The organism is Tautonia sp. JC769 (assembly GCF_040717455.1).
Lineage (GTDB): Bacteria > Planctomycetota > Planctomycetia > Isosphaerales > Isosphaeraceae > Tautonia.
On sequence record NZ_JBFEFH010000009.1, the window covers coordinates 1 to 23296 of the forward strand.

At 68.3% G+C, this 23296-nt stretch carries 15 protein-coding genes; 7 read left to right on the forward strand and 8 right to left on the reverse strand.

Annotated features, from left to right (window positions below):
• Window positions 1–118 precede the first annotated feature (118 nt).
• The 4 genes from AB1L88_RS11140 to AB1L88_RS11155 all read right to left on the reverse strand — a co-directional run bounded on the left by AB1L88_RS11140 (window position 119) and on the right by AB1L88_RS11155 (window position 4415).
• Window positions 119–580 (reverse strand): hypothetical protein, encoded by a 462-nt coding sequence (locus tag AB1L88_RS11140; protein ID WP_367096731.1) that lies wholly within the window; start codon window positions 578–580, stop codon window positions 119–121.
• Between the two features lie 359 nt (window positions 581–939).
• Window positions 940–2451 carry a Gfo/Idh/MocA family oxidoreductase gene (locus AB1L88_RS11145; RefSeq protein ID WP_367096732.1) on the reverse strand — a complete coding sequence of 504 codons (1512 nt, stop codon included), beginning with the start codon at window positions 2449–2451 and terminating at the stop codon, window positions 940–942.
• A gap of 271 nt (window positions 2452–2722) precedes the next feature.
• Window positions 2723–3244 (reverse strand): hypothetical protein, encoded by a 522-nt coding sequence (locus tag AB1L88_RS11150; RefSeq protein ID WP_367096733.1) that lies wholly within the window; start codon window positions 3242–3244, stop codon window positions 2723–2725.
• A gap of 16 nt (window positions 3245–3260) precedes the next feature.
• Window positions 3261–4415 carry a Gfo/Idh/MocA family oxidoreductase gene (locus tag AB1L88_RS11155; protein WP_367096734.1) on the reverse strand — a complete coding sequence of 385 codons (1155 nt, stop codon included), beginning with the start codon at window positions 4413–4415 and terminating at the stop codon, window positions 3261–3263.
• 450 nt (window positions 4416–4865) lie between these two features.
• On the opposite strand from AB1L88_RS11155, the gene AB1L88_RS11160 reads away from it, so the two are divergent.
• Window positions 4866–5348, forward strand: a complete 483-nt coding sequence (locus AB1L88_RS11160; RefSeq protein WP_367096735.1) for a (2Fe-2S)-binding protein — start codon at window positions 4866–4868, stop codon at window positions 5346–5348.
• The gene (locus AB1L88_RS11165; protein ID WP_367096736.1) at window positions 5345–7522 is read left to right on the forward strand and encodes a molybdopterin cofactor-binding domain-containing protein; all 2178 of its coding nucleotides are present in this window, start codon (window positions 5345–5347) and stop codon (window positions 7520–7522) included. Before AB1L88_RS11160 ends, AB1L88_RS11165 begins: the two co-directional genes overlap by 4 nt.
• 434 nt (window positions 7523–7956) lie before the next feature.
• Here the strand turns inward: AB1L88_RS11165 and AB1L88_RS11170 are convergent, their stop codons facing one another.
• From AB1L88_RS11170 to AB1L88_RS11185, 4 genes are all read right to left on the reverse strand, one after another.
• Window positions 7957–8514 (reverse strand): hypothetical protein, encoded by a 558-nt coding sequence (locus AB1L88_RS11170; RefSeq protein ID WP_367096737.1) that lies wholly within the window; start codon window positions 8512–8514, stop codon window positions 7957–7959.
• Window positions 8515–9677: 1163 nt separating this feature from the next.
• A complete protein-coding gene (locus tag AB1L88_RS11175) occupies window positions 9678–10796 on the reverse strand; it encodes a hypothetical protein (RefSeq protein WP_367096738.1) in 1119 nt (372 codons plus the stop codon).
• Between the two features lie 654 nt (window positions 10797–11450).
• On the reverse strand, window positions 11451–11921 hold the full coding sequence (locus tag AB1L88_RS11180) for an SRPBCC family protein (RefSeq protein WP_367096739.1): 471 nt from the start codon (window positions 11919–11921) through the stop codon (window positions 11451–11453).
• A 63-nt stretch (window positions 11922–11984) separates the two neighbouring features.
• Window positions 11985–12800, reverse strand: coding sequence for a DUF6498-containing protein (locus AB1L88_RS11185; protein WP_367096740.1), 816 nt, complete (start codon window positions 12798–12800; stop codon window positions 11985–11987).
• A gap of 246 nt (window positions 12801–13046) precedes the next feature.
• Between AB1L88_RS11185 and AB1L88_RS11190 the strand changes: the two genes are divergently transcribed.
• From AB1L88_RS11190 to AB1L88_RS11210, 5 genes are all read left to right on the forward strand, one after another.
• Entirely contained in the window at window positions 13047–16436 is a 3390-nt protein-coding gene (locus AB1L88_RS11190) for a hypothetical protein (protein WP_367096741.1), read from the forward strand.
• Window positions 16433–16840, forward strand: coding sequence for a hotdog domain-containing protein (locus AB1L88_RS11195; protein ID WP_367096742.1), 408 nt, complete (start codon window positions 16433–16435; stop codon window positions 16838–16840). The genes AB1L88_RS11190 and AB1L88_RS11195 overlap by 4 nt, the downstream gene beginning before the upstream one ends.
• 117 nt (window positions 16841–16957) lie before the next feature.
• Window positions 16958–17452 (forward strand): DUF427 domain-containing protein, encoded by a 495-nt coding sequence (locus AB1L88_RS11200; protein ID WP_367096743.1) that lies wholly within the window; start codon window positions 16958–16960, stop codon window positions 17450–17452.
• A 199-nt stretch (window positions 17453–17651) separates the two neighbouring features.
• Window positions 17652–17840 carry a hypothetical protein gene (locus tag AB1L88_RS11205; RefSeq protein WP_367096744.1) on the forward strand — a complete coding sequence of 63 codons (189 nt, stop codon included), beginning with the start codon at window positions 17652–17654 and terminating at the stop codon, window positions 17838–17840.
• Between the two features lie 588 nt (window positions 17841–18428).
• Window positions 18429–23234, forward strand: coding sequence for a S8 family serine peptidase (locus AB1L88_RS11210; protein WP_367096745.1), 4806 nt, complete (start codon window positions 18429–18431; stop codon window positions 23232–23234).
• Window positions 23235–23296 lie beyond the last annotated feature (62 nt).

Genomic DNA, 23296 nt, shown 5'->3' on the forward strand with positions numbered 1-23296 from the left:
AGTGCCACCCGCCGGGGCACGCTGCGCTTTGCCCCGGCCACACGGCGTTTGTCGTTGTGCGTCGTCACTCAACGACAATCGAGTTTTGGGTCTGATCTTGCCCCGGCCTCCCGTCCGATTAGGAGTCATCATTCTTTTTGGGGGCCGTCTCTCGATCTTCACTTAAAATACGTTCAATTGCACTCAAGTCGATTGAATCAAAGGGATGATCGGTCGGTTTAGATGTTTCGATATGAAATTTAATGAGCTTTTTAACTTCTGTGTTGAACTTTGCTGCATTTGCAAGACTCTGCAATTCTGTCAGTTTGCCAATCGCCCAAGTTAGTTTATTTTTAATATATTCTGCTTGTCTGAGATCTCTAATTTGTATTGCTGTTGACTCTATTAATAGCGTAAGTTCTTCTATGCCTATGTGTATTTCATAGTCGTGGTGTGAATTGCTCGAAAAGTCCTCGACCTGAAATGATTTATAGCAAAGCGTCTGCTCAGAGTCATTCCATCGAAATTCGCTCGATTTTCCTTGCAGAACAATTTCTGACCATCCGTGGTCACGCTCGGAGCCGCGTCGACGAATTCTCATTCGGATGTCTCCAGTTATGCTTTGGGTTATTGCAACGGGTGTAGGAACTGGAAACTTCACGGGCGGGTAGCACTGGTGGCTTCACCCGTGTAAGGCGATGGCAGGCGTTTTCAGGCTTGGAAAGCCCTTGAGGTGGAGCAAGCGGTCCTCGCATCGGTTGTCGATCGGGCCAGGTGTGGAGACGTCGGCCGGTGATTCGAAGGTGGTGGTTGGGGACGAGCGGAGGGGACACTGGTGAGGGCACCAGTGCCACCCAAATTCACTCAGCGAGAGGGGGAATGCGGGGGGCGCGGGGGAGGCTGGGGTCAAGAGGATGACCCCAGCCTCCCGGAAGAGAGTGCCCGTGGAACCCGAGGGGCTCAGGATCGCTTGGCGGGGTCCTGGCCGTCGACCCAGTCGCCTTCGAGCTTCTGGTAGTCGGGGGGGTAGAGGAGGGAGCCTTCGTCGCCGGCTTCCCAGCCGGCGACGTGGTTGGGCTTGCCGCGCTGGTGGGAGACCTTCTCCCACTTCTTGGCCCAGGAGTCGTCGGCCTCGGAGACCTCGCCGGAGTCCTTGTCGAAGAAGTAGGCCTTGCCGTTGCGGTAGCTGTCGACGCCGAGGTTGACGGTGGCGATGGCGGCGTAGCCGAGGTCGGCGGGGCAGAGGGTGTCCTGGTTGCGCGAGCGGACGCACTCGAAGAAGTGGGTCCAGAGGGCGCGGGTGTCGGCGTCGCCGCGGGCGTCGAAGCCGGCGTCGACGACCTCGACGCCGCCCTCGCCGGCGGCCTCGCGGGTCGGCGGGGCCGGGGCGCCGCGGAGGACCTGCGGGGTGATCTCGAAGCCGTTGTAGGTGAACTTGATGGTGCCGGTGTGGCCGCGGATCACCTCGTCGATCGGGGTGTCGTTGACCATGGTGGCGGTGATGATGACCTGGGCGCCTTCGTCGTAGTCGGCCACGACGGTGGCGACATCGGGCACGTCTCGGCCGTCATATTCGAGGTACAGGCCGCCGCCGCCGACGACCCGGCGGGGGAACTTCAGGCCCAGGGCGATGAGCATGTGGGTGAGCTGGTGGACGAACAGGTCGGTGTACATGCCGCCGCCGAAGTCCCAGTAGCAGCGCCACTGGGCGTAGCGGGCGCGGTTGAACGGCTGGTCCTTGGCCAGGCCGAACTCGGTGCCGAGGAACATCTTCCAGTCGACCGTGTTCGGGTTCATGTCCTCGGTCAGGGGGTAGTACCGCCACTGGCCCATGGCGCTGTTGCGGTAGTACTGGGTCTGGGCCTGGACGATCTTGCCGATCTGGCCGCCGGTGATGCGGTCGTGGGCCATCTTCCACTGCGGGTGGGCGGTGGACTGGACGCCGACGGTGAAGACCTGGCCGGTCTTCTTGACGGTCTCGGCCACACGACGGGCTTCGTCGATCGTGTGGGTCATCGGCTTTTCGCAGTAGACGTCCTTGCCGGCCTCCATGAAGTCGATGCACTGCTTGGCGTGCCAGTGGTCGGGGGTGGCGACGAGGACGACGTCGATGTCGTCGCGGTCGAGCAGCGTGCGGTAGTCCTTGGTGACGTTCTTCTTGTCGTCGACGTTCAGGCCGCACTTCTCGGCCGAGGGGTAGAGCCCGCGGCCGACGTCCTTGTTGCCGTCCCAGACGTCGCAGACGGCGGCGATCTTGACGTTCGCCTCGTCGCCGAGCTCCTGGAGGTGGCGGATGTGGCCCTGGGCCCGGCCGCCGGGGCCGATGATGGCGACGTTCAGGCGCTCGTTGGCCCCCTTGACTTCGCCGATCGCCGGGTGCGGGAAGGCCCCCACGGCCGTGGCGGCGCCGGCGGCCAGGCCGGAGGTCTGGAGGAAGCCGCGGCGGTTTACCGTCGTTTTCTTGTCGGTCATCGAGAAATCACTCCGGACGTGGCGGATTGGTTCGGGTGGATCGGTCGCTCGACTTCGGCACGATCGGCCGCGGCGCGGCCCGGGGATGCCCGTCGAGCGAACGAGACTGCCAACGGATCATGTTACCCGATCGGGAGAGGGAGGGGCGAGGGGGAGGGGGTGAGAGTCGGGGGGGAATTTCAGCCACGGATGAAACACGGATCGAACACGGATGGGGGAAGGAGGAAGGGGTTGGCGTCCGGGTTGGGATCGGCTGGTCGGGGGGCGGTTCTCAACAAAAGACGGTGTCGAGGGCCGAAAGGCGGGGGAAATGCTCCCGGAAGAACGGGGCGAAGAACAGGCCGGGGGGCAATTCGAGCGAGGGAAGCGTCAGCAGGGCCGTGCCTGTTTCTTCATGCGTGTATTGCTGATGGCACCAGGAGACGAACGGATGGGGCGTCTTCGGGGGCGAGATGGCGCCGCGATGGAGTTGCTCGTCATCAGGGGGCGGATACGGGGCAATGGCCAGGACGTCGTCGGGGGTCCACCACACGCGCACCGGCAATATGTTCGCCTGCTCAATGATCAGGGTACCGGAGCCGTCGTTGAGGACCGGGAGCAGGTCGTCCCAGGACAGGAAGCGGCCTTGCGCGTTGATCTTGCGACGAAAGCGCCGCTCGATCATTGCATTGAGGACCATCAACCCATACGCGAGGGGAATGGAAAGGAGGACCGCCAGGGGCAAGAGGAGCAAGATGATCGGCGCCAGCGGCCAGAGATACCAGGGCCATGACGGAGGATCGTTGTGGGACATCGGAGAGGCCCCGAGGTCAGGCGATCGAGGGGGCCTCGATCTCGTCGATCGTGACGACCCGGCGTTCGTCGACGGCGCGGCGGACGAGCAGGCCGGTCAGGGTGGCGAGGCGGGCATCGTGCAGGGTGACGGGGGGCGCGATCGGCTCGGGGGAGCGGATGGCGACGAGGAACGAGGAGAGGGCGAAGCGGGTGTCGGGGAGGTTGCCGGGGTGGATCGAGCGGCGGGGGAGGGAGCGATCGCGGAAGGTGGCGGTGCCGGTGCCGAAGTCGAAGCCGCCGGCGGTGCCGACGATGCGCTGGGAGATGCCGGTGAAGGCGTCGTCGGCCGGATCGACCCAACTCTGGACGAACGAGGCGTGGAAGCCGTTCGGCCATTCGAGGGTGACGGAATAGTGGTCGGTCACGTCGCGCTCGGGCTGAAGCTCGGCGAAGATGTCGCGGCGGCCGAAGCCGATGGCGCGCGACGGGGGGCCGTCGGCGACCCAGTGGAGCCAGTCCCAGATGTGCACGCCTTGCTCGATCATCCAGTCGCCGGACTGGTCGCGCTTGCCGAGCCAGCCGTCCTGGCCGTCGACCGGGCCGTTGCTGCTGGTCCAGGAGCTTCGGGCTTCGAGGAGGGTGCCGAGTTCGCCGGATCGGGCCAGCTCGACGCCCTCTCGGAACCGGGGGTTGGAGCGGCGCTGGAAGCCGACGTGGACGACCTGATCGGGGCGGCGGTCGGCCTCGGCGATCAGCAGGTCGCACTCGGCCAGGTCCAGGCCGAGCGGCTTCTCGGCGTAGAGGTGCTTGCCGGACGCCACGGCCAGGCAGCCCCAGGACACGTGCATTTGGTTGGGGATGGCGATGAGGACGGCGTCGACGTCTTCCCTGATGAGCAGGTCGTGTGGGTCGGCGTAGGCGTCGGGCCGACGCCCTCGGGCCTTCTCGGCGATCCCCTGGGCGCGGCGCCGGGGGCGTTCCTCGACGTCGGCCACGGCGACGACCTCGGCCTCGGGCAGGTCGAGGGCCGAGCGGAGGAGGTTCGTGCCGCGGTTTCCCAGGCCGATCAGGCCGAGGCGGACGGGGGGCAGGTTCATCGCTCCCTCGACGTCCTTCCCCTGCGAGATCGCCCAGCCGGCGGCGGCCGAGCAACCGAGGAAGTGACGGCGATTCAGTCGGATCGGGGGCATCGGATCCTCCTCTTCGACTTGAGTCTTTACCGGGGAGCGAGGCCGGCCGACCGTCCCGCGCGGTCGTCCGTAAGGGCGGGCCGAAGCGCACCCTGATTGCGATTGTGCTTTCAGTTTACCATCCGTTCACCTGCGCGGGCAACGGCCGGTCTGATATTGAGCGAGTGGCGATGGCGAAGTCGCTTCGGCCGCTCCCGTAGGGTGATGTCGAGTCTTCGAAGACGCACCTCCGGATTCCAACGCGGATCGGTGCGTCTTCGAAGACTCGACGGCACCCTACAAAAACTGGCGCGCCCTGCGAAACGAAACGGCCAGATTGATCAGGAGGTTGCTCGACCGCGGCGGGGCCGGGTCGGTAGGATCGAGGCTCGGCGTGGACCGGGACGAGGCGCTTGCTCGCCCGGTCGTTTTCCATCGGATCGCGAGCCGACAGCCGTCGAGGAGGGATCGATGCCCCCTACCCTGGAACTTCGCGTCAACGGCCAGCCGCGCAGGGTCGCGGCCGAGCCGGATCGGCCCTTGCTGGGCGTGCTGCGGGATGAGCTGGGCCTGACGGGCAGCAAGTACGGCTGCGGCGAAGGGCAATGCGGCGCGTGCTCGGTCATTATTGATGGCATGGCGGCGCGGTCGTGCGTGGTCCGGCTGCGGGCGGTGGCCGACCGGGAGATCACGACCATCGAGGGGCTCGAAGCCGACGACGGAACGCTGCACCCGGTCCAGCAGGCGTTCCTCGATTGCGACGCCCTGCAATGCGGCTACTGCACGCCGGGGATGATCATGGCCGCGACCGCCCTGCTGCAGGACGACCCGGACCCGACCCCGGAGGCGATCGCCAAGGGGCTCGACCGCAACCTCTGCCGCTGCGGGACGTACCCGAAGATCGTCGCCGCGATCCGCCAGGCCGCCGATCGGATGAACGGGGGTGACCGATGAGCAGGAACACGGATCATCCGACGTTGGGCAATCTGGATTTCGAACTGGAGCCGGAACGCTACGAGCTGATGTCGGGCCTGGCGTCGATCCAGCTGGATCGACGCGACTTCCTCCGGTCGCTCGGCGGCGGCCTGGTGGTGCTCTGCCTGCTGGGCAGGGCCGAGGCGCAGGAGTCACGCCGGGGCCGAACCGGAGGAGGCGGCTCGGGGGGCGAGCCGAGGGAGATCGGCGCCTGGCTGCAGATCGGCGAGGACGGCACGATCACCGCCTTCACGGGCAAGGTGGAGGTGGGCCAGAACGCGCGGACGTCGCTGGCGCAGGCGGTGGCCGACGAGCTGCGCGTGCCGGTCGATGCGGTGGCGATGGTCATGGGAGACACCGACCGCGTGCCGTATGATCGCGGCACCTTCGGCAGCCGGACGACGCCGACGATGGCCCCGCAACTGCGCCGGGCCGCCTCGGCGGCGCGGTCGATCCTCGTCGGCCTGGCCGCCGACGAGTGGGGCGTGGAACGCTCGGAGATCGAGCTGGCCGACGGGGCGGTGACGCATCCGCCGTCGAACCGGTCGATCGGCTTCGGCGCCTTGACGCAGGGGCGCCGGCTCGTCGAGGCGATCGAGGAGGACGACGCGCCCCGGCCCCGCGATCGCTGGGAGGTCGCCGGCCGGGACGCCCCGAAGGCGAACGGACGCGACTTCGTCACCGGACGGCATCGGTATGCGTCGGACATCACCCGACGCTTCATGCTCCGCGGCAAGGTGTTGAGGCCGCCGGCCTTCGGGGCCTCGTTGAAGGGGATGGACGCCTCGAATGCCGAGGCGATCGACGGCGTGACGGTCGTCCGCGAGGGGGATTTCGTCGGCGTCGTCGCCCCCGACGAGCCGACGGCCGAGCGTGCGCTTGAGGCCATCAAAGCCGACTGGACGACGCCCGAGGGGGATCGACCCTCGTCGCAAACGCTCTTCGATCATTTCAAGCGTACGGCCGAAGACAGGCGCGGGCGGGACGATTCCGGCCCGATCGGTCAGGCGCTCAGCCAGGCCGACGCGGTGGTCGAGGCCCGCTACACGATCGCCCCCATCGCCCACGCCCCGCTGGAGCCGCGCGCGGCGGTGGCCGAGTGGGACGGCGACCGCCTGACGGTCTGGACCGGCACGCAGCGGCCGTTCGGGGTGCGGGAGGAGCTGATGAATGCCTTCCGCCTGGCCGAGGATCAGGTCCGCGTGATCGTGCCCGACACCGGCAGCGGCTACGGCGGCAAGCACACCGGGGACGCGGCGGTCGAGGCGGCCCGGCTGGCCCGGGCGGTCGGCAGGCCGGTCAAGCTGGTCTGGTCCCGATCCGAGGAGTTCACCTGGGCCTACTTCCGCCCGGCCGGGTTGATCGAGGCGAGGGCCGGGGCGTCGAAGGACGGCACGCTCGCGGCCTGGGAGTTCACGAATTACAACTCGGGGGGATCGGGGATCGAGCCGCCTTACGCGATCGCCGCGCGTGACATCGCCTTCGTGCGGGCCGATTCGCCGCTGCGGCAGGGGTCGTATCGGGCGCTCGCGGCGACGGCGAACCACTTCGCCCGCGAGTCGATCGTCGACGAGCTGGCCCACGCGGTCGGCATGGACCCGCTGGACTTCCGCCGGAAGAACCTGGACCAGGACCGGGTGCGGGCCGTGCTCGACGCCGCCGCCGAGCGGTTCGGCTGGCAAGGGGCGAGCGTCGAGCCGGGCCACGGCATCGGCCTGGCCTGCGGGATGGAGAAGGGCGGCCACGTCGCCTCGTGCGCCGAGGTCCGCGTCGACGATTCGGGCCGGGTCGAGGTCGTCCGGACCGTGACCGCGTTCGAGTGCGGCGCGATCGTCAATCCGCTGCACCTGACCAACCAGGTCAGCGGGTCGGTGGTCCAGGGGATCGGCGGCGCCCTGTTCGAGGCGATCGCGTTCGAGGACGGCCGGATCCTCAACGACCGCTTCTCCCGCTACCGCGTCCCCCGCCTCGGCGACGTGTTCGATCGCGTCGAGGTCGTCCTCGTCGATCGGCCCGACCTGCCCTCTGCCGGCGGCGGCGAGACGCCGATCGTGGCCATCGCCCCGGCCCTCGGCAACGCCATCTTCGCCGCCACCGGCCGGCGGATTCGCTCGCTCCCGCTCGCCCCCAGAGGCCGATTACCGGAAGCGTAAGGGTACCCTCAATCCTGGATGAGTTTCGCGAGCAGCTTATGGATGGCCCCGATTCCTCTCCACCCGGGGCCACTCCGTCGCACGCGGGCTGGGGAGCACTGGCGGCTTGCTTGCCACCCGTGGTTCTAAGCCCCGACGACGCCCCCATTGCGTTCGTGTCATGGGCCGACGATGCCCATGGTCGCGTTTGTGAGCCTATTAGCTGAGGGGCCTTGGGGGCATGCCCGGCTCGGAAACTCCTAATCTGATCGGGTATTGGTGGCACGCCAGCAGTGCCAACCGGCTGCTGTGCGTCGGAGACGGCTGGGGTCAGGATGCCCCAGCCGTCCGAGGCCGCTGCCTGCCTTGGGTCGAGAGGTCCCGAGTCACTCGCCGCGACATCGACAATCAGGTCGAATCGCTGGACTCGCAACCCGGGGTTGGCGTCCCCGTAATCAATCGACCTCGCAAAGCCTCGTCGCCGCAGCGGCCCTGCTGCCATCGAACGTCTCAAGCGCGACCTGTACGGCATAATTGCCAGGGGCGAGCGGTGGCGTATCGATGCGGATGAGATCCGCAAAATCGTGATCCGGCGACGCCGGCGTCTCAAGGTACTGACGCTCGGCGATCGGTTCGATACCCTCAAGCTCGTCCCCCGGCTGGAAAGCGTCCTCGGGGAGAATCCGGACGACCCAGTACAACGTTTCTGGGATCGACTCATTGACCTCGACCAGGGCGCTTGCCCCGACGGCCAGGGAATCGGCCGTCAGGATGACGCGAAGGTTTCGGACTCCATAATGACTGGTCGGTCCCTGCGGGGATCGGCCGAAGGTCCTCGCGACCTGAGGCGATACCTCGTCTAGTCGATCCTCCGAAACCTCGGGTACGGATTCAGGCGCGGCCGCAATCGTGTTCCGGTTGGCGACCAGCTTCGACGATGTTGCGAATGCTGCACCAGCCAACAAGGCGACGACCGCGATTCGTCCAGCGACAACGATTGCTCGACTCATCATGTCCTCCTGGAGAAACCTGGAGTTGCGCAAACAGGGGATTCACGGACAAAAGCGTGCGTTGAAATTGAAGGTGTCGTTGATGATCGTCTTAAATGAATATCCGTCAACGTCGAGTGTTTGCGGGTCCCCTGGGATTAGAGTATTTGCAGTGTATACAAGGTTAGATCTGTTTGAGGTTCCGCACTCGCCGTAGGCGTCATAAGTAGCTACTCCTTGGACACTTCCTACCAAATATACAACGCAATCTTCCATTCCAGGATCGCAGTCGAAATCGACATGGAACGCGATTTTGGCTCTGACTTCCCAATGACCTTCGATAAAGATTCACTCCTGGCTAATGATATTAAATCCACCGATGGCGGTGGCCTCGGATTCGCAATCCGAATAGCTTGGTAGAGCGGCGCCGAGAGGCGTCGACATCATTGTGAATGATGCTAGCAAGGCCGCAGAAATCGATGGCCAAAGCCGCTGGATCATCATGCCCTCCTATGACCTTGAAGTGCAAAATCAATCGATGCCTAGCAACTCTCCGAAAGACGCAAGGAGAAGCAATAGTTTGTTGTGCCGCAATGTAGGTAAATCTGTTTCCGGAAGTCCTCTAGGAGGATGCCCCTGCATTTGATCCCCTTGCTCGCAGTCTTGCTATTGTTGGTGACGAAGGGGATTTGCCAGTTGAGGTTCCGGTTTATGAGAATGCTCAACCAGTGTCATTGCGATTTTCAGAATAATCCAAGAAAGCCCGATTGCTAGATTTATCTATTTCAGGGATTCTTTGAGGTGTCAAGTGAAATCTTGGATTTTCGCGTGTGATGGCCGACGGGTGGCCGGGGCAAGCGTAGTGTGCCCCGGTGTCGCGGGCTGACTCCACCGGGGCACGCTACGCTTTGCCCCGGCCACACAAGAAACGCAGGTGGCCCAAATAACGTCCGCGTTGAAGGCGTCGGGCGAATCGTACGTCGTCACGTGTCGATTGAATTGGGTCGTGATGCCCTCGCTTCAGGCGGTCGTACCGTAAGAGCAACGGATGGGCGAGCAACCCGGACAGGACGTCTGAGTCCGGTTGGTGTTTCGAGGCCACGATGTCGGGCCGGGGCCTCCGGGGCGCGGGGCGTCTTGAACCGCTCGATGGTCTTGCTACGGCGGCGGTTGCGGTCGGCTGCGCGCTAGCGGCGCTGGGTGTAGCGGCGGACCTCGGGGGTGGTGAGGTAGATGGAGACGATGACGGTGACGGCGAGGATGGCCAGGCCGAGGTTGACCTGCTCCCAGGCGATGCGCTCGGTGAGGGGGACGATCCGGGGGACGAAGACGGCGTCGGGGGGGGGGGAATCGCCGGGGGGAGGGACGGACTGGAACGCGTCGACGGGGGCGGTCGAGGCGACGACGATCGGCATGACGATCAGGGCGACGACGTTGATCAGGCCGCCGAGCAAAAGGGCCGCGATCAGGAAGCGGGCCGAGCGGTTGCGGATCAATCGCACGGCGGCGAAGACCCCGAAGGCGCTGACGGCCGCCAGCAGGAGGAACCCCCAGCGGTGCGGCAGCTCGGGCTGCGTGAGATAGAGCGCGATCGACGCGATCGCCAGCCCCACGCCGACCAGGCCCGAGATGAAGCCGACGATCAGGACGCCGAAGGGGATCGGCGGGGGAGGCAGCGCGGGGGCCTCTTCCAGCAGGTCGAACGACTCGTCGCGCAGCCCGGTCTCCAGGTCGAGGTGGCAGCGGGGGCAGATGGACATGCCGGCCGGGACGACCCCGCCGCACGAGCAGCGCCGGGTGGTGAAGCGGGCCTCGGCCCCGGTCTTGCGGCGGGGGCGGACGGGCTCGTCGTCGTCGATCAGGCCGGCGGCGTCGGCCTCGGCATAGGGCGAAGGCCCCTCGGCCGGGGCGGTCGGCAGGATCCCCGAGGAAGGCGGGCGGGCCGATGGCTCAGCCGATTTCGGCTTCGGCGGGGTCGGTTTCGGTTTCGGCGGGGGGCTTGCCGGTCGATCGTCTTCCTCGAACAGGAGCGGGAGGTTGAACTGGTCGCGGAGGTCGCCCGAGATGACGGGCAAGTCCGGCTCGTCGTCGCCGGACGGGGGGCGCTGGAGGGGCAGGTTGTTGGTCGAGGGGGATGAGGCCGGGGCGGCCGTGCCCATGCTCGGCTGCGACGGGCGGGCCGACGACCCGGCATCGCCGACCCGGAAGGTGGCGGTGCATCGCGGGCACTTCAGTTTCTTCCCCTCGGCGCCGTCGGGGACGTTAAGCACCGTCTCGCACCGGGGGCATTGCGTCCTCGAAGGCATGGGCTGCGATCCGCCTTGGGTTCGCCGGTCATCGACGGCGTCGCGCACGATCCGATCCGAAACGCCCCACCGCCGCGTTGCCGACCGATCCGCCTCGATTTGTCCCATCGTACACCACCCCCGGCGAACATCGAAGCCCACCTTCGCCGATCGGCCGAGATCGGACGGCCTTCGGGGACGCCCGAGGCCCGGAATCGACCCATCGTCTCGCAGGGCAACCCGGGAGACGTCGGGTTTCGACCCGCCGCCCCGGCCGGAGCCCGTCAGGCTTGCCGTCAAATCACTTCACTGCACTGCACTGCACTGCAAAAAACGCCGGCCCGGAGGGACACTACGAAATCCCTCGGGCGGCGCGGCCATGAAGGGATTGTTCGAGAATCGGCGTCGATTCTTGAGGAACTGTGATTTTTTTTCGGGAAATGATCCGAGTGATCCCGAACGGCCCGGATCGGCGTCTGCTCATGAGGGGTGGGGACCGATCCCTCGACCTCGCGGGGAGATCGGCCCGCGCAGGGGCCCGTGCCAAGGGGCAACTCGACCGGGCGGTCTCGAATGGTCCGTCGCGGACGTTGGCCGACCGGCGGCCCGGAATCCCCGAAGAAACGCACGAGGATCGGGCCGGGAGGCGGAGGGGACGCGAGGGCCCGGAGGGGGTCAGGCGGTGGTGGGGCCGAACGAGCCGGATTCGACGAGCTGCCGGGTGACCTCGTGCCGGTAGTCGAACATTTTCTGGAGCTTGCTCCGAATCACGCCGTCGCCGAACAGCCGGCCGAGCATCCCCATCGGGGGCTCGTAGTCGACCTCGTCGCGGAGGATGGTCCCCCCCCGGCCGTCGTCGAGGAACGAGTGGACGTGATACCAGCGGGCGAACGGGCCGGAGACCTGGCGGTCGGCGAAGCGATGCGGCGGCTCGTACTCGGTGTGCTCGGCGACCCATCGCATGGGGACCGGGCCGACCTTCGAGACGAGCACGACCCTGGCGCCCGGCCTGATCGAATCGGCCTGCTGCTCGACGTGGACGTGTTCCCAGGGGGGGATCAGGTGTTGCAGCGCCCCGGGGCTCTCGTGGAAGGCGAAGACCGTTTCCGGGGGGGCGGCGATGCGGCTTTCCTTGACAAAGGTCATGGGCGATTGGCTCGTCGTCAAGATTGAGAGGGAGCGATCAATTCGGATGGTTCCCTGTTCGGTTTAGGCCGAAGCGGCCGGAGCGTCGAGCCTCCGGGCGGCCATCAGCTCGGCGGCGGTCTTCAGGCCGATGAGCAAGACCAGCGCCGGCGTGGGCGATCCGAGGAGCATGACGGCGAATCCGCCGAAGATCAGGACCACATGCAACAGCACCACCCGGCCGTAGGCCCGGATCATCAGGCCGATCGGCGAGGGCTCGGCCTCGGCGTTGGCCTTGCCTCGGAGCTGATCGCGGAGGACCGAGACGGCCAGGCTGACGCCGATCAGGATGCCGGCCAGGGTGATCTGGCCCGTCGGCAGGCCCGCTTGCGGTGCTCCGAAGCCGAAGCCGAGGCCGAAGCCGGGCAAGCCCCCGAACCCCCCCGCCGGCCCCCGGCCGACGAACAGGAGGAACACGAAGACCCCGTGCACCGCCCAGAACAGACCATAATGGACGAGGAAGAACAGGACCATGCCCAGTCGCCCGGCGACGGGGATCGGGCCGTTGAACGGGCGAGGATGGGCTTCGGAGGGGATGAGGGGGGCGCCGGGCTCGGCATCGGGCTCAGGATCGGGGACGATCGGGGTCGCGCGGGCCTGCCGGGTGATGGTGGCCAGCCGCTGCTGGAGGGGGCCCGGCACCAATCCGGCCATCGAGGTGACGGGGCCCCGGCTCAGGAGCATCCGGGCGGCGGTCTCGAGCCCTCGCAGGCCGTTCTCGATCCAGAAGACCACCATGACCGGCGCGACCGACCAGCCGAAGAACAGGACGCCGACCATCGGCGCGAGGTTCTCGACCAGGATGGCCGCGGGGTGCGGTTTCGGGGCGGCGACGGGCATGGGAGCACACTCCGGAATCAACGAAGGATCGGGAACAGGAGAGGTCAGGCACTTCGATCGCGTTCGAAGGTCTTCATCAATTGCAACGGCCCGAAGCCCAACCGGGAGCCTCGGCCCGGATCGAATCCGGGAAAGCCCCGCCCCCTTGACCGGGTCCGGGGGAGCGACCTAGCATAAGATGCATCTCAAGAGCGGCCCGTGATCTCGGTCCGCCTCCATTTTCCGAACTCATTTGCTCATCCCGAGATGAAGACACCGAAGCCGTCCGACCGACCCGCCGGAGCGCCGGAGCCGGGGGCCGGGACCGAAGCCGCCGCGGCCGAAGCCCCGACCCCGCCTCCCGAGCCGATGACTCCCCAGCGCGTCCAGGAGTGGAACGCCTACTACGACCTGTTCGTGGCCGGCTTCGCGCTCTTACTCTGTTTCGCCGCCTCGGCGACGATTATCGATAACTCGGTCGTCTGGAGCCACTTGCGGACCGGCCAGTTGATCGACCAGGCCGGCGGCCCGATCACGACCGAGCCGTTCTCGTACGCCGTCCCCGAGGGGACCCGGTGGGTCAACATCCCCTGGATCTTCCAGTGGGCCTCGTACCACGTCCACGAACTGGGCCGGAGCCTGGCCGACACGTTGGAACGCCCGGTTGAGCAGCGCGACGACTTCGGGGCGGCGGCGCTGGTGGCGGTCAACGCGACGCTCCGCCTCCTGGCGGCCCTGATGCTGTTGATGATCCGGAGGCCGGGGCCGGGCCTCTGGTGGGTGGCGGTGACGACCGTGCTGGCGATGGGGGCGATCGTCACCCCGCTGGGCGGCCAGCCGCTGCGGATCGCCCTGGGGGGCATGGTCGGCATGGGGGCGGTGGTCTCGCCGTCGACCTGGGGCCTGATCCTGCTGGCCCTGATGCTCCTGCTCCTGCACTGGACGTACAACCTGGGACGCCGGGGGGCGCTCTTCGCGGTGATCCCCCTGTTCGCGCTCTGGGTCAACGTGGACCTGTCGTTCGCGGTGGGCCTGCTGCTGCTGGCGGCCGTGGTGATCGGCTCCGGGCTGAAGCCGGGCCGATCGGACCGGGTCGAGGCGAACGCCCCGGGCCTGGTGCCGGGCCTGGCGGCGCTCGGGCTGAGTGCCCTGGCCTGCCTGGCCAACCCGTCGACGGTCTACGCCTTCTCGTCCGGGTTCTCGCCCTTGCTGGACGTCTTCCGGCCCGCCCCCGAGGCCCTGATGCAGGAGCAGGTGACGCTCCTGCCCTTCCTCCCTCGCGGGGAACGCAGCCGGGAGCTGTTCTTCGGCGTCGAGTACGGGACGATCCTCAGCTACTACCTGTCCCTGATCTTCCTGGGCCTGGTCTCGTTCGTGCTCAACCGCAAGCGGTTCGACCTGGGCCGCTTCCTGATGTTCCTGGTCGCCGCGGTGATGGCCGGCCTGCTCTGGCGGTATCAGGACGTGATGGGCGTGGTGCTGGCCGTCTGCCTGGCCCTGAACGGGCAGGAATGGTTCCAGGAGACCTTCGGCACCGAGGGGCGCATGGGGGCCGGCTGGCGGGTCTGGTCGGTCGGCGGCCGCCTGGCGACGATCGGGTTGATTACCGTGGTGACCCTGGCCGGCCTGACCGGCTACGGCAAGCGGTTCGGCGAGCCCCCGTTCGGCTTCGGCCTGGAGGCCGACCGCTTCGCCTTCGAGGCGGCCGACTACCTCCGCGAGGCCCCGATCGAGGGCCGGGTGATGAACCTCCGGCTCGCTCTCGGCGACGCGATGAACTGGCGGACCTATCCGAACCGCCAGGTCTTCGTCGACAGCCGATTGCCGCGGTCGGTCGTCGAGGACGTCCTGCAGGATTACGAACGGGTCCGCCGCGCGCTCGCCGACGGCGACACCGAGACCTGGCGAGAGATCCTCGACCGCCACGGCGTGAGCGTGTTGATGGTCGACCTGCCCGGCGCCGGCGAGCTGCGGTCTCGCCTGACCGATGCCCTCGACGCCAGCCCCGACTGGATCGGCTTCTACGACGACGGCCAGGTCTTGCTCTACGGCCGGCTCGACCAGAGCCCGGTCGTCAGCCAGGCCGACAGGGACTATTTCGGCGAGCGACGGCTCGACGCCGAGGAGATCGTCTTCAACCGGGGCAATCCGCCTCGGCCGTTCGACCGCCCGCCGCGACCGACCGACGTGCTCGACCGCTTCTCGAACGTCCGGGCCCTGGCGCCGATCCAGCCGCACGTGCTGGCCGCCCGCCGTTGGCTCGATCGCGGCCTGAGGGCCGCCGGGGGGAACCCCGACGCCTTGCCGAGCATCGCCATTTGCTTGCTGGCGGTCCAGGAATGCCGGGACGCCCTGGCCGTCCGGCCGGACGACCCCGACGCCTTCTTCGTGCTGAGCATCGCCTACCGCTACCTCGCCCAGCAGGAGACCCAGCTCCTGGCCGCCGCCGAGGATCCGGCCCTGCTGGCCGGCACGACCCCCTCGCCGCTCCGGCTGCGGCAGTTGCAGCGGATCACGGCCCTGAACAGCTTCATCCAGACCGTGCCCAAGCCGCCGGCCAATGCCGAGGCCCGGATCGCCCTGCGCGGTGCCCACCTCGAACTGGCCGGCCTGTACGAGACCTCCGGCTTCCTCGACCTGACCCGCGACCAGCTCGGCGCGACGCTCGACCTGTTCGACTCGGAAGAGCTGATGACCGAGGAGGATCTGGCCTTCGTCGAGGGGATTCGGACCGGCTATGACAGCCTGACCGAGCAGATCGAGCAGGTCCGCGTGCAGCTCGAGGAGGCCGAGCTGGAAGGCCAGGTCGACCTGGCCCAGCTCGGTGCCGCGGCCCTGAACCAGGGGCTGGCCGAGCTGGCCCTGAGCTACCTGACCCAGGCCGAGCGATCGGGGATCGGGCTGGCGACCGTCCGCATGCAGCTGGTCGACCTGCTCTGCGACATCGGCCGGCCCGACCAGGCGATCACCTACCTCGGCGGCGGCGACGAGGTGAGCCTCTCGACCGGCCCCGGCACGGTCCCGTTCCGCCAGGGGCGGGTCTACTTCCTGATGGGAGACTCCCGGACCTCTTCGGAACTGTGGCGGAACCTCGCGATCCCGCAGCTCCGCGCCTCCCGATCGCAGGAGGCCATCCAGACGGCCACCCTGATGACCACCGGCCAGCCGATGGCCGCCATCCAGGCCGCCCTGAGCGTGCCGAACCAGCTCCGCCAGCAGGCCGAATGGGAGTTCGCCCTCGGCCTGAACCTGCTCGAAGGCGGCTTCCCGGGCGAGGCGGGCGAACCGCTCCAGGCGTGCCTGGAACTCGAGCCCGAGCTCCCCGGCCGCCCGATCGCCGCCTATTACCTCGAACGCCTCGGCCTCGACGTCCCCGAGCCCCCTGCCGAGGAGGAACCGAGCGACGCCGAGGCGGCCGCCGATCCCGAGCCGGCCGCCGATCCCGAGCCGGCCAACTCGGACCCCGGCACGCCGGAGCCTGCTCCCTCGCAGCCCGAAGCGACCGAATCGGAACCGGCTCCGGCTCCCACGCCGGAGCCGGAGCCGGAGTCGGAGCCGGAGTCGGAGTCGGAGCCTGCTCCTTCACCAGAGCCGGGCCCGGAACCCGCACCAGAGCCGGAGCCTGATTCTGACGATCCGGGAGCGACGGGGCGATGAAGACGATCCCGCGATCCGGGATGACGGGCGAGGAGCGGATCACGGTCGATGAGTCGAACCGGATCGTCTTCGCCGACGATCGGATGCCGGCCGTCCTGTCGACCCCCTGGCTGGTCGCGCACCTGGAGTACGCGGCCAGGCACGCCATCGCCCCGTGCCTGGAGGAGCATGAGCGGTCGGTCGGCACGTTCATCGAGGTCGAGCACCTCGGGGCGAGCCCGGAAGGGGCAACCGTCGTCTGCCGGGCCCGGGTCATCCATGTGGACGGCCCGAGCGTGACGTTCCAGGTCGAGGCGCGCGACGAGGTCGAGCTGATCGCCCGGGGCATCCACCGCCGCCGGGTGATCGACGTCGATCGCTTCGCCCGCCGCCTGGCCCGGAAGCGCGGCCGCCTGCAAGGCTGACGGCCCGACTCGCCGTTGCCTCGGCGCCGCCTACAACGGCCCGGAGACGGGCCGCGCTCGCGACACCCATCGCCCCCGAGCGATCGGCCCCCTTGCTTCGGGAGTCGATCGCCACCCATGAGGCCGAAACCGATCACGCCGAGGGCCGGTCAGGAGTCGGTCTGGGATTATCCCAGGCCCCCTCGGGTCGAGCCGCTCCGCCGTCGCGTCCGGGTCATCTTCCAGGGCGAGGTGATCGCCGAGTCGCATCGCGCGCTGCGCGTCCTGGAGACGAGCCACCCGCCCGGCATCTATGTGCCGCCCGAGGACGTCCGGCGCGACTTATTGCGGCCGTCGTCCCGGTCGAGTTTCTGCGAGTGGAAGGGGAGGGCCGTCTACCATCATGCCGAGGTGGGCGGCCGTCGCGCCGTCGATGCCGCCTGGAGCTACCCCGACCCGGTCCCCGCGTTCGCCTCGATCCGCGGGTATCTGACCTTCTATCCGGGGCGCGTCGATGCCTGTTTCCTCGACGACGAGCGGGTGACCCCGCAGGACGGCGGGTTCTACGGCGGCTGGATCACCGGCGACCTCGTCGGCCCGTTCAAGGGGGGGCCCGGCTCCTGGGGATGGTGACGATGGCGCTTGCCCGGGCCGGGGGTCGGTTCGTGCGATCGTCCCGATCGCGACGCCGCCTGCGGGGCCGTGCCGCGGATTCCCGTGGCGACGCGGCACGACCCCGGCCGACGATGGGTGAAACGGCCCGCGCGGAGGGCGCTCGGCGAGCGTCCCATCGCTCAACAGAGACTCGATTGAACACGGGAGGATCTGTCTGATGGACTCCCCGGATTCCCGCCCCCCTGCCCCGGGCCCCGGGTCACCCCCGCGCGAGGGTGACCCGGCCGCCTCGTGCCGCCCCTCCTGCCCGGCGTGCGGGGGCACCCTGGTCGAGATCAAGGCCAAGCTCATCTGCTCGCGCTGCCGGACGATCTGCGAGACCTGCTGCGAGGGCGGGCCGGGCTGATTCCCGGACCCCCTTCGATCGGTCGTTGTGCTCGATTATGCGAGAATGTGACTGCGCATCGGGCCCCATTGCCCGCGTGCCCGAGGGGGCGGGCCGGGGTTCCTGAGAGATCGGGTTTGGGTGATTTGTGCGTGCGTGGATGTTTCAAGGGGTGTCAACCTTCTGGCAAAACTTTCCGAGAAAGTTCTTGCGTGCGAGGGCCTGGGGCCGCAGGATGACACCCGCAAGTGGATGGCCGGGGCGATTCACGCCCCCCGCCGCGGGCTCACCGCGCCACGGTCATCGGGTCGACGATGAAGTTCTTCCAGTCCCTTCGGACGCGGATTCTTTGATCCGCGAGTTCCGAGGTGGCGGGCCGGTCCCCGGTCTTGTTGTGAGTTCGGTCTGCCGTCTCGGACGGTGATGATGGTCGTCCGCGCCTGTTCAGCGGCTGCACAGGTCAGACGACGAAACGACAGCGGTTTCCTTCCCTCATTCGCATTGCAAGCGGGTCGCGCCGACGCGGTCTTCGCCCGAGAGTGCTTGTGCGCCGGTCTCTGATTCTGTTCCGACCGCGTCTGATGCGACCGACCAAGGAGTTCACCCGGGATGCGATATTCACGATCGATTCCCCGAACCGCCCGACGGCTGCGGACCCTGGAGGCGCTGGAAGGGCGCGTGCTGCTCTCGGCCTATGCCGGCCAGCAGCAGGTGGCCGAGGGCGCGGTCCTGGTCCGTTGGGATGGCGTCGAGGCGCTGGCCAGGCCCGACGAGTACATCGTCCGCCTGGATGGCCTGTCCGGCGACGCGGCCGACCAGGTCGCGGCGGCCGGCGCCCGACTGGAGGCGGAGGGGGCGGCGGTCCGGGTCGAGGAGTACCTCGGCCGCGACGGCCTGTTCCGGGTCAACGCGGCCCCGGGCACGGCCCCCGAGGCGGTTTCGGATCGCATGGCGGGCGTCGACGGGCTGGTCTACCTGGAGCCGAATTACATCCTCACCGGCCAGGGGGAGCCGATCGTCCCCGACGACCCGCTGTTCCCGTTGCTCTCGGGCCTGGACAACACCGGGCAGACGATCCTCGGCGTCCCCGGGACCCCGGACGCCGACATCGACGCCCCGGAAGCCTGGAGCATCACGACCGGCGACTTCTCGGTCGTCGTCGGCGTGATCGACAGCGGGATCGACTACACGCATCCCGACCTGTATCTCAACGTGGCGATCCATCAGGGCGAGATCCCGGCCGCGCTCCGGGCCGCGGTGATCGACCTCGACGGCGACGGCCTGGTCAGCTTCCGCGACCTCAACGCCCCCTCCAACTCCGCGTTCGTGGCCGACCTGAACGGCAACGGCATCATCGACGCGGGCGACCTGCTGGCCGATTCGAGGTGGGCCGACGGCCTCGACACGAGCGGCAACGGCTACGTCGACGACCTCTTCGGCTGGGACTTCTTCGCCAACGACAACAACCCGTTCGACGAGCACGGCCACGGCACCCACGTCTCGGGGACGATCGGGGCCGGCGGCGACGACGGGGTGGGCGTCGTCGGGGTGAGCTGGGACGTGCAGATCCAGCCGCTCCGCTTCCTCGGCCCGACCAATACCGGGCCGACCTCGGCGGCCCTCTCCGCCATCAACTACGCGACGATGATGCGGCAGAGCGGGGTGAACCTGAGGGTGACCAACAATAGCTGGGGGGGCGGCGGCTTCTCGACCGCCCTGCGCGACGCCATCGCCGCCAGCGGCGAGGCCGACATCCTGTTCGTCGCCGCGGCCGGGAACAACAACAGCAATAACGACCTCCTGCCCGTCTATCCGGCCAGCTACGGCCTGGAGAACATGATCACCGTCGCCTCGACGACCAATCAGGATGTCCGCTCGGGCTTCTCGAACTTCGGCGCGAACTCGGTCGACCTGGCCGCGCCTGGCACCGCGATCCTCAGCACCTTGCCGGCGTTCGTCACCCCCTCGCGTTACGGGTTCTTCAACGGCACCTCGATGGCCACGCCCCACGTGTCGGGCGTGGCGGCGCTGGTCGCCTCGATCGCGCCGGGGGCCGACGCGGCCCTGATCAAGGAGGTGATCCTGGCGGGGGTCGATCCCCTGGACAGCCTGCAAGGGGTCGTCGCGACCGGGGGCCGGTTGAACGCCTTCTCCACCCTGCAATTGCTCCAGGATAACAGCGACGAGATCCGGGACTTGCCGCCGTTCCAGGGCGTCGAGCCGCTCGGCTCGCTCGTCTACGAGACCACGACCACTGGGTTCCTCAGCCCCATCGTCCCTGATGCGGCCGACCGCTACGGCTTGACCGTCGATCCCGGGCAGACCCTCACCATCGAGGTCGCCGCGACAGGCGGCCTGCAACCGATCGTCGAACTGGCCATGGCCGACGCGCAGGGGAACCTGCAACTCGTGGCCTCGGCGGAGGCGTCGGACGGCGTGGCCCTGATCCAGGCCGAGCCGGTCGGCGGGACGTTGAACTCGCCCGGCCGCAACGCGCCCTCGGCCCGGTCGTACGTCGTGACGGTCCGGGGGGCGAACGACGGGGGAGGCCGTTACGACCTGCGCGTCTTGCTCAACGCGGCGCTGGAGGGCGAGGGCCGGGGCGGGGTGTCGAACGACGCGATCGACGCCGCCCAGTCGCTCGACCCGGCGTTCGTCTCGATGCTCGGCGGCTACGACGACCCGGTCTCGGCCCGGCCGGCCCGGGCCGCGGTGCTCGGCCGGATCGACGCCGGGGCGCAGGCCACCGTGCCTTCGAGCCTGGCCGACGCCGAGGGAGACGCCGGCAACGCCTGGCCGTTCCACATCGGCGCGTTCGGCCAGCCGAGCATGCGCTACCAGCAGATCTACTCCGCCTCGGAGTTCGCCGGCGGCGGCCTGATCGATGAGATCCGGTTCCGTCGCAACCTCGGCGCCTCGCCGTTTTCCAACGTGGTGTTCGACGCCAGGATCAGCCTCGGCTACGCGGCGACGACCGTGGCCACGGCCTCTCCGGTCTTCGCCCAGAACATCGGCGAGGGGTTCGTGACGGTCTTCGACGGCCAGATGACCCTGTCGAGCCTCGGTAACGGCTCGCCGAACCCGTTTGACATCATCCTCGACGTGGCGGCGCTGTTCGACTACGACCCGAGCAAGGGGGACCTCCTGCTCGACATCGAGCTGCGCAACTCCCCCTTCTCCGCCTTCATCGACGCCTCGGGGGCGGCGCAGCAATCGTCGACGACGCGCATCTACTCCTTCCCCGGCGACGTCGATGCCGAGGTCGGCATCGTGGGAGTCACGGCCGCGGCCCCCCAGCCCTACGGGCTCGTCACGCAGTTCGGCTTCGTGCCCGACACCGACCTCCATTCCGTGACGCTCCGGGCCGGCCAGTCCCTGACCCTGGCGGTCGAGGCCCTCTCCGCCGGGTCGGCGCGACTGGAGCTGCTCGACGCCGACGGCACGGTGCTGGCCCAGGGGCGTTCGTTCCGGCAGCAGAACGAGCTGATCGTCAACGGCAGCTTCGAGACGGGCGACTTCACCGGCTGGACCGTGCAGACGACGGGCAGCCCGTTCCAGCCCTGGTCGGTCAGCGGGCCGGGGTTCGGGGGCGGCTTCGACATGGAGACGACCCAGCCCCAGGACGGCTCGTTCGTCGCCTGGAACGGCTTCGACGGCGGCGGGCCGATGGAATTCACGATGTTCCAGGACGTCTCGATCCCGGCCGACACCAGCCCGACCCTCTCCTGGACCGATCGGATCCAGTGGAACTTCACCCTCGGCGGCCCCGCCACCTTGCCCAGGACCCGAGAGGTCCTGATCGTCGACCCGGGCACGAACGAGGTGCTTCAGCAGGTGTCGTTCTTCTCGACCGGCACCCAGTCCGAGAACCCGACGGGCGACACCGGCTGGCAGTCGCACTCGGCCGACCTCTCCGCCTTCGCCGGCTCGACGGTCCGCCTGCTGTTCCGCGAGATCATCCCGCAATCGGGCACCGGCCCCGGCCAGGCCGAGTTCGACGCCATCAGCATCGACCTCGGCCTGAATGAGCCGATCCCGACGAATGTCGATGACCTGATCCAGTTCGTCGCCCCCGCCTCGGGCACCTATTTCGTCCGGGTCTCCGGGACGGCCGACACCGCGTACAACCTGGTGGCGACCCGCGGCCTGACGTTCGACCTGGAAGGCAACGACGAGCTGGCCGCGGCCCAGCCGGTCCTCTCGCCCCAGGCCGCCGGCCGGCACTGGGTGCTCGGCCATGTGGGGGTCGCCGGCCAGGGCATCGAGTCGACGATCACCTTCGACGAGCTGCCCTTCCAATCGGCCAACGGCGTGAGCCTGGCCGGGGTGACGTTCGGGTACACGATCGACGGGGTCTCCTCGGACCGCGCGCTCTTCAACGCCCTCGGGCCGGGCACGACGACCTACACCAACGACCCGAGCCTGGTCGGTCTGACCATCGGGGTCCTCTCGCTCGAGTTCGACGAGCCGGTGACGTCGCTCGAATTCGGCCTGGCCCTCTCCACCACGATTTCGACCCCGAACGGGGCCACGGTCTCGCTGTTCGACGCCGACAACAGCCTGATCGGGACCTTCCAGGTGGCCGTCAGCCCGCAAACCTTCTTCTTCACCTCCGGCCTGTTCCGGTACGAGGGGGCGCCGGTCGCTCGGGCCGAGATTGCCCCGAACGCCTCGGTCGCGGGCTCGTTCGTCCTCGACAACCTGAGCTTCGCCTCCCCGTCCGACCCCGACCTCGACGTCTATGTCGTCGAGGCCGACGGCAACCGGATGCTCGACATCGACCTCCTGCTCCCGGCCTGGGGGCCGGGGGCGTTTGAAAACGGCCTGATCCCGGTCGTCCGCCTCTACGACCCGTCCGGGAACCTCGTGGCCGAGGCGGAGGGGACCGCCTCGAACCGCCAGGTCAGCCTGAAGTACAAGGTGCCGAAGCAAGGCGGCGGGCGTTACTCGATCGCCGTCGAGGCCCTGGGCGACACGGTCGGGGAGTACGTCCTGAGCATCAACGGCGCGTCGTCGCCGGGCGGCACCACCCCCGGCAAGGCACCGGCCGGGCCGGGACGGGGTCAGGGACAGGGGCAAGGTCGGGTCGCGGTGGCGGTGGCGATGGCCGCCCTGACACCCGATGCGCCGGCGGTCCCCCCGGCGATCCTCGGCGGCCCGTCCCGGTCGCCGAGGCCGGTCGCGGCCGACACCGCTCCCGGCGCCGGCCGAGCCCCGGTCGATCGCGGCTGGCCGATCGACACCGGCCCCGCCCCGGCCTCGCCCGCGACCTTGCCTCCGGTCCAGGGCTCGGACGATCGCGGGGAATCGCCCGGGTCGCCTGCCGACGGGGCGCTGATCGACCTGGCCCTGGAGACGCTCGACCGCTCGGGACTCGTGCCGAGCCTCCGTCGGCCGGCCCGCGTCGGCTCCTGATCGGCCGCCGCTCCCGAGCCGGTCACGCGCGAATCGCCCCGGCATCCGCCCCGTTCATATCC

Excerpts from the sequence above, each read along its gene's own strand:
- AB1L88_RS11140 (WP_367096731.1), bottom strand. The coding sequence starts at position 580 with ATGAGAATTCGTCGACGCGGCTCCGAGCGTGACCACGGATGGTCAGAA.
- AB1L88_RS11145 (WP_367096732.1), bottom strand. The coding sequence starts at position 2,451 with ATGACCGACAAGAAAACGACGGTAAACCGCCGCGGCTTCCTCCAGACC.
- AB1L88_RS11150 (WP_367096733.1), bottom strand. The coding sequence starts at position 3,244 with ATGTCCCACAACGATCCTCCGTCATGGCCCTGGTATCTCTGGCCGCTG.
- AB1L88_RS11155 (WP_367096734.1), bottom strand. The coding sequence starts at position 4,415 with ATGCCCCCGATCCGACTGAATCGCCGTCACTTCCTCGGTTGCTCGGCC.
- AB1L88_RS11160 (WP_367096735.1), top strand. The coding sequence starts at position 4,866 with ATGCCCCCTACCCTGGAACTTCGCGTCAACGGCCAGCCGCGCAGGGTC.
- AB1L88_RS11165 (WP_367096736.1), top strand. The coding sequence starts at position 5,345 with ATGAGCAGGAACACGGATCATCCGACGTTGGGCAATCTGGATTTCGAA.
- AB1L88_RS11170 (WP_367096737.1), bottom strand. The coding sequence starts at position 8,514 with ATGATGAGTCGAGCAATCGTTGTCGCTGGACGAATCGCGGTCGTCGCC.
- AB1L88_RS11175 (WP_367096738.1), bottom strand. The coding sequence starts at position 10,796 with ATGCCTTCGAGGACGCAATGCCCCCGGTGCGAGACGGTGCTTAACGTC.
- AB1L88_RS11180 (WP_367096739.1), bottom strand. The coding sequence starts at position 11,921 with ATGACCTTTGTCAAGGAAAGCCGCATCGCCGCCCCCCCGGAAACGGTC.
- AB1L88_RS11185 (WP_367096740.1), bottom strand. The coding sequence starts at position 12,800 with ATGCCCGTCGCCGCCCCGAAACCGCACCCCGCGGCCATCCTGGTCGAG.
- AB1L88_RS11190 (WP_367096741.1), top strand. The coding sequence starts at position 13,047 with ATGAAGACACCGAAGCCGTCCGACCGACCCGCCGGAGCGCCGGAGCCG.
- AB1L88_RS11195 (WP_367096742.1), top strand. The coding sequence starts at position 16,433 with ATGAAGACGATCCCGCGATCCGGGATGACGGGCGAGGAGCGGATCACG.
- AB1L88_RS11200 (WP_367096743.1), top strand. The coding sequence starts at position 16,958 with ATGAGGCCGAAACCGATCACGCCGAGGGCCGGTCAGGAGTCGGTCTGG.
- AB1L88_RS11205 (WP_367096744.1), top strand. The coding sequence starts at position 17,652 with ATGGACTCCCCGGATTCCCGCCCCCCTGCCCCGGGCCCCGGGTCACCC.
- AB1L88_RS11210 (WP_367096745.1), top strand. The coding sequence starts at position 18,429 with ATGCGATATTCACGATCGATTCCCCGAACCGCCCGACGGCTGCGGACC.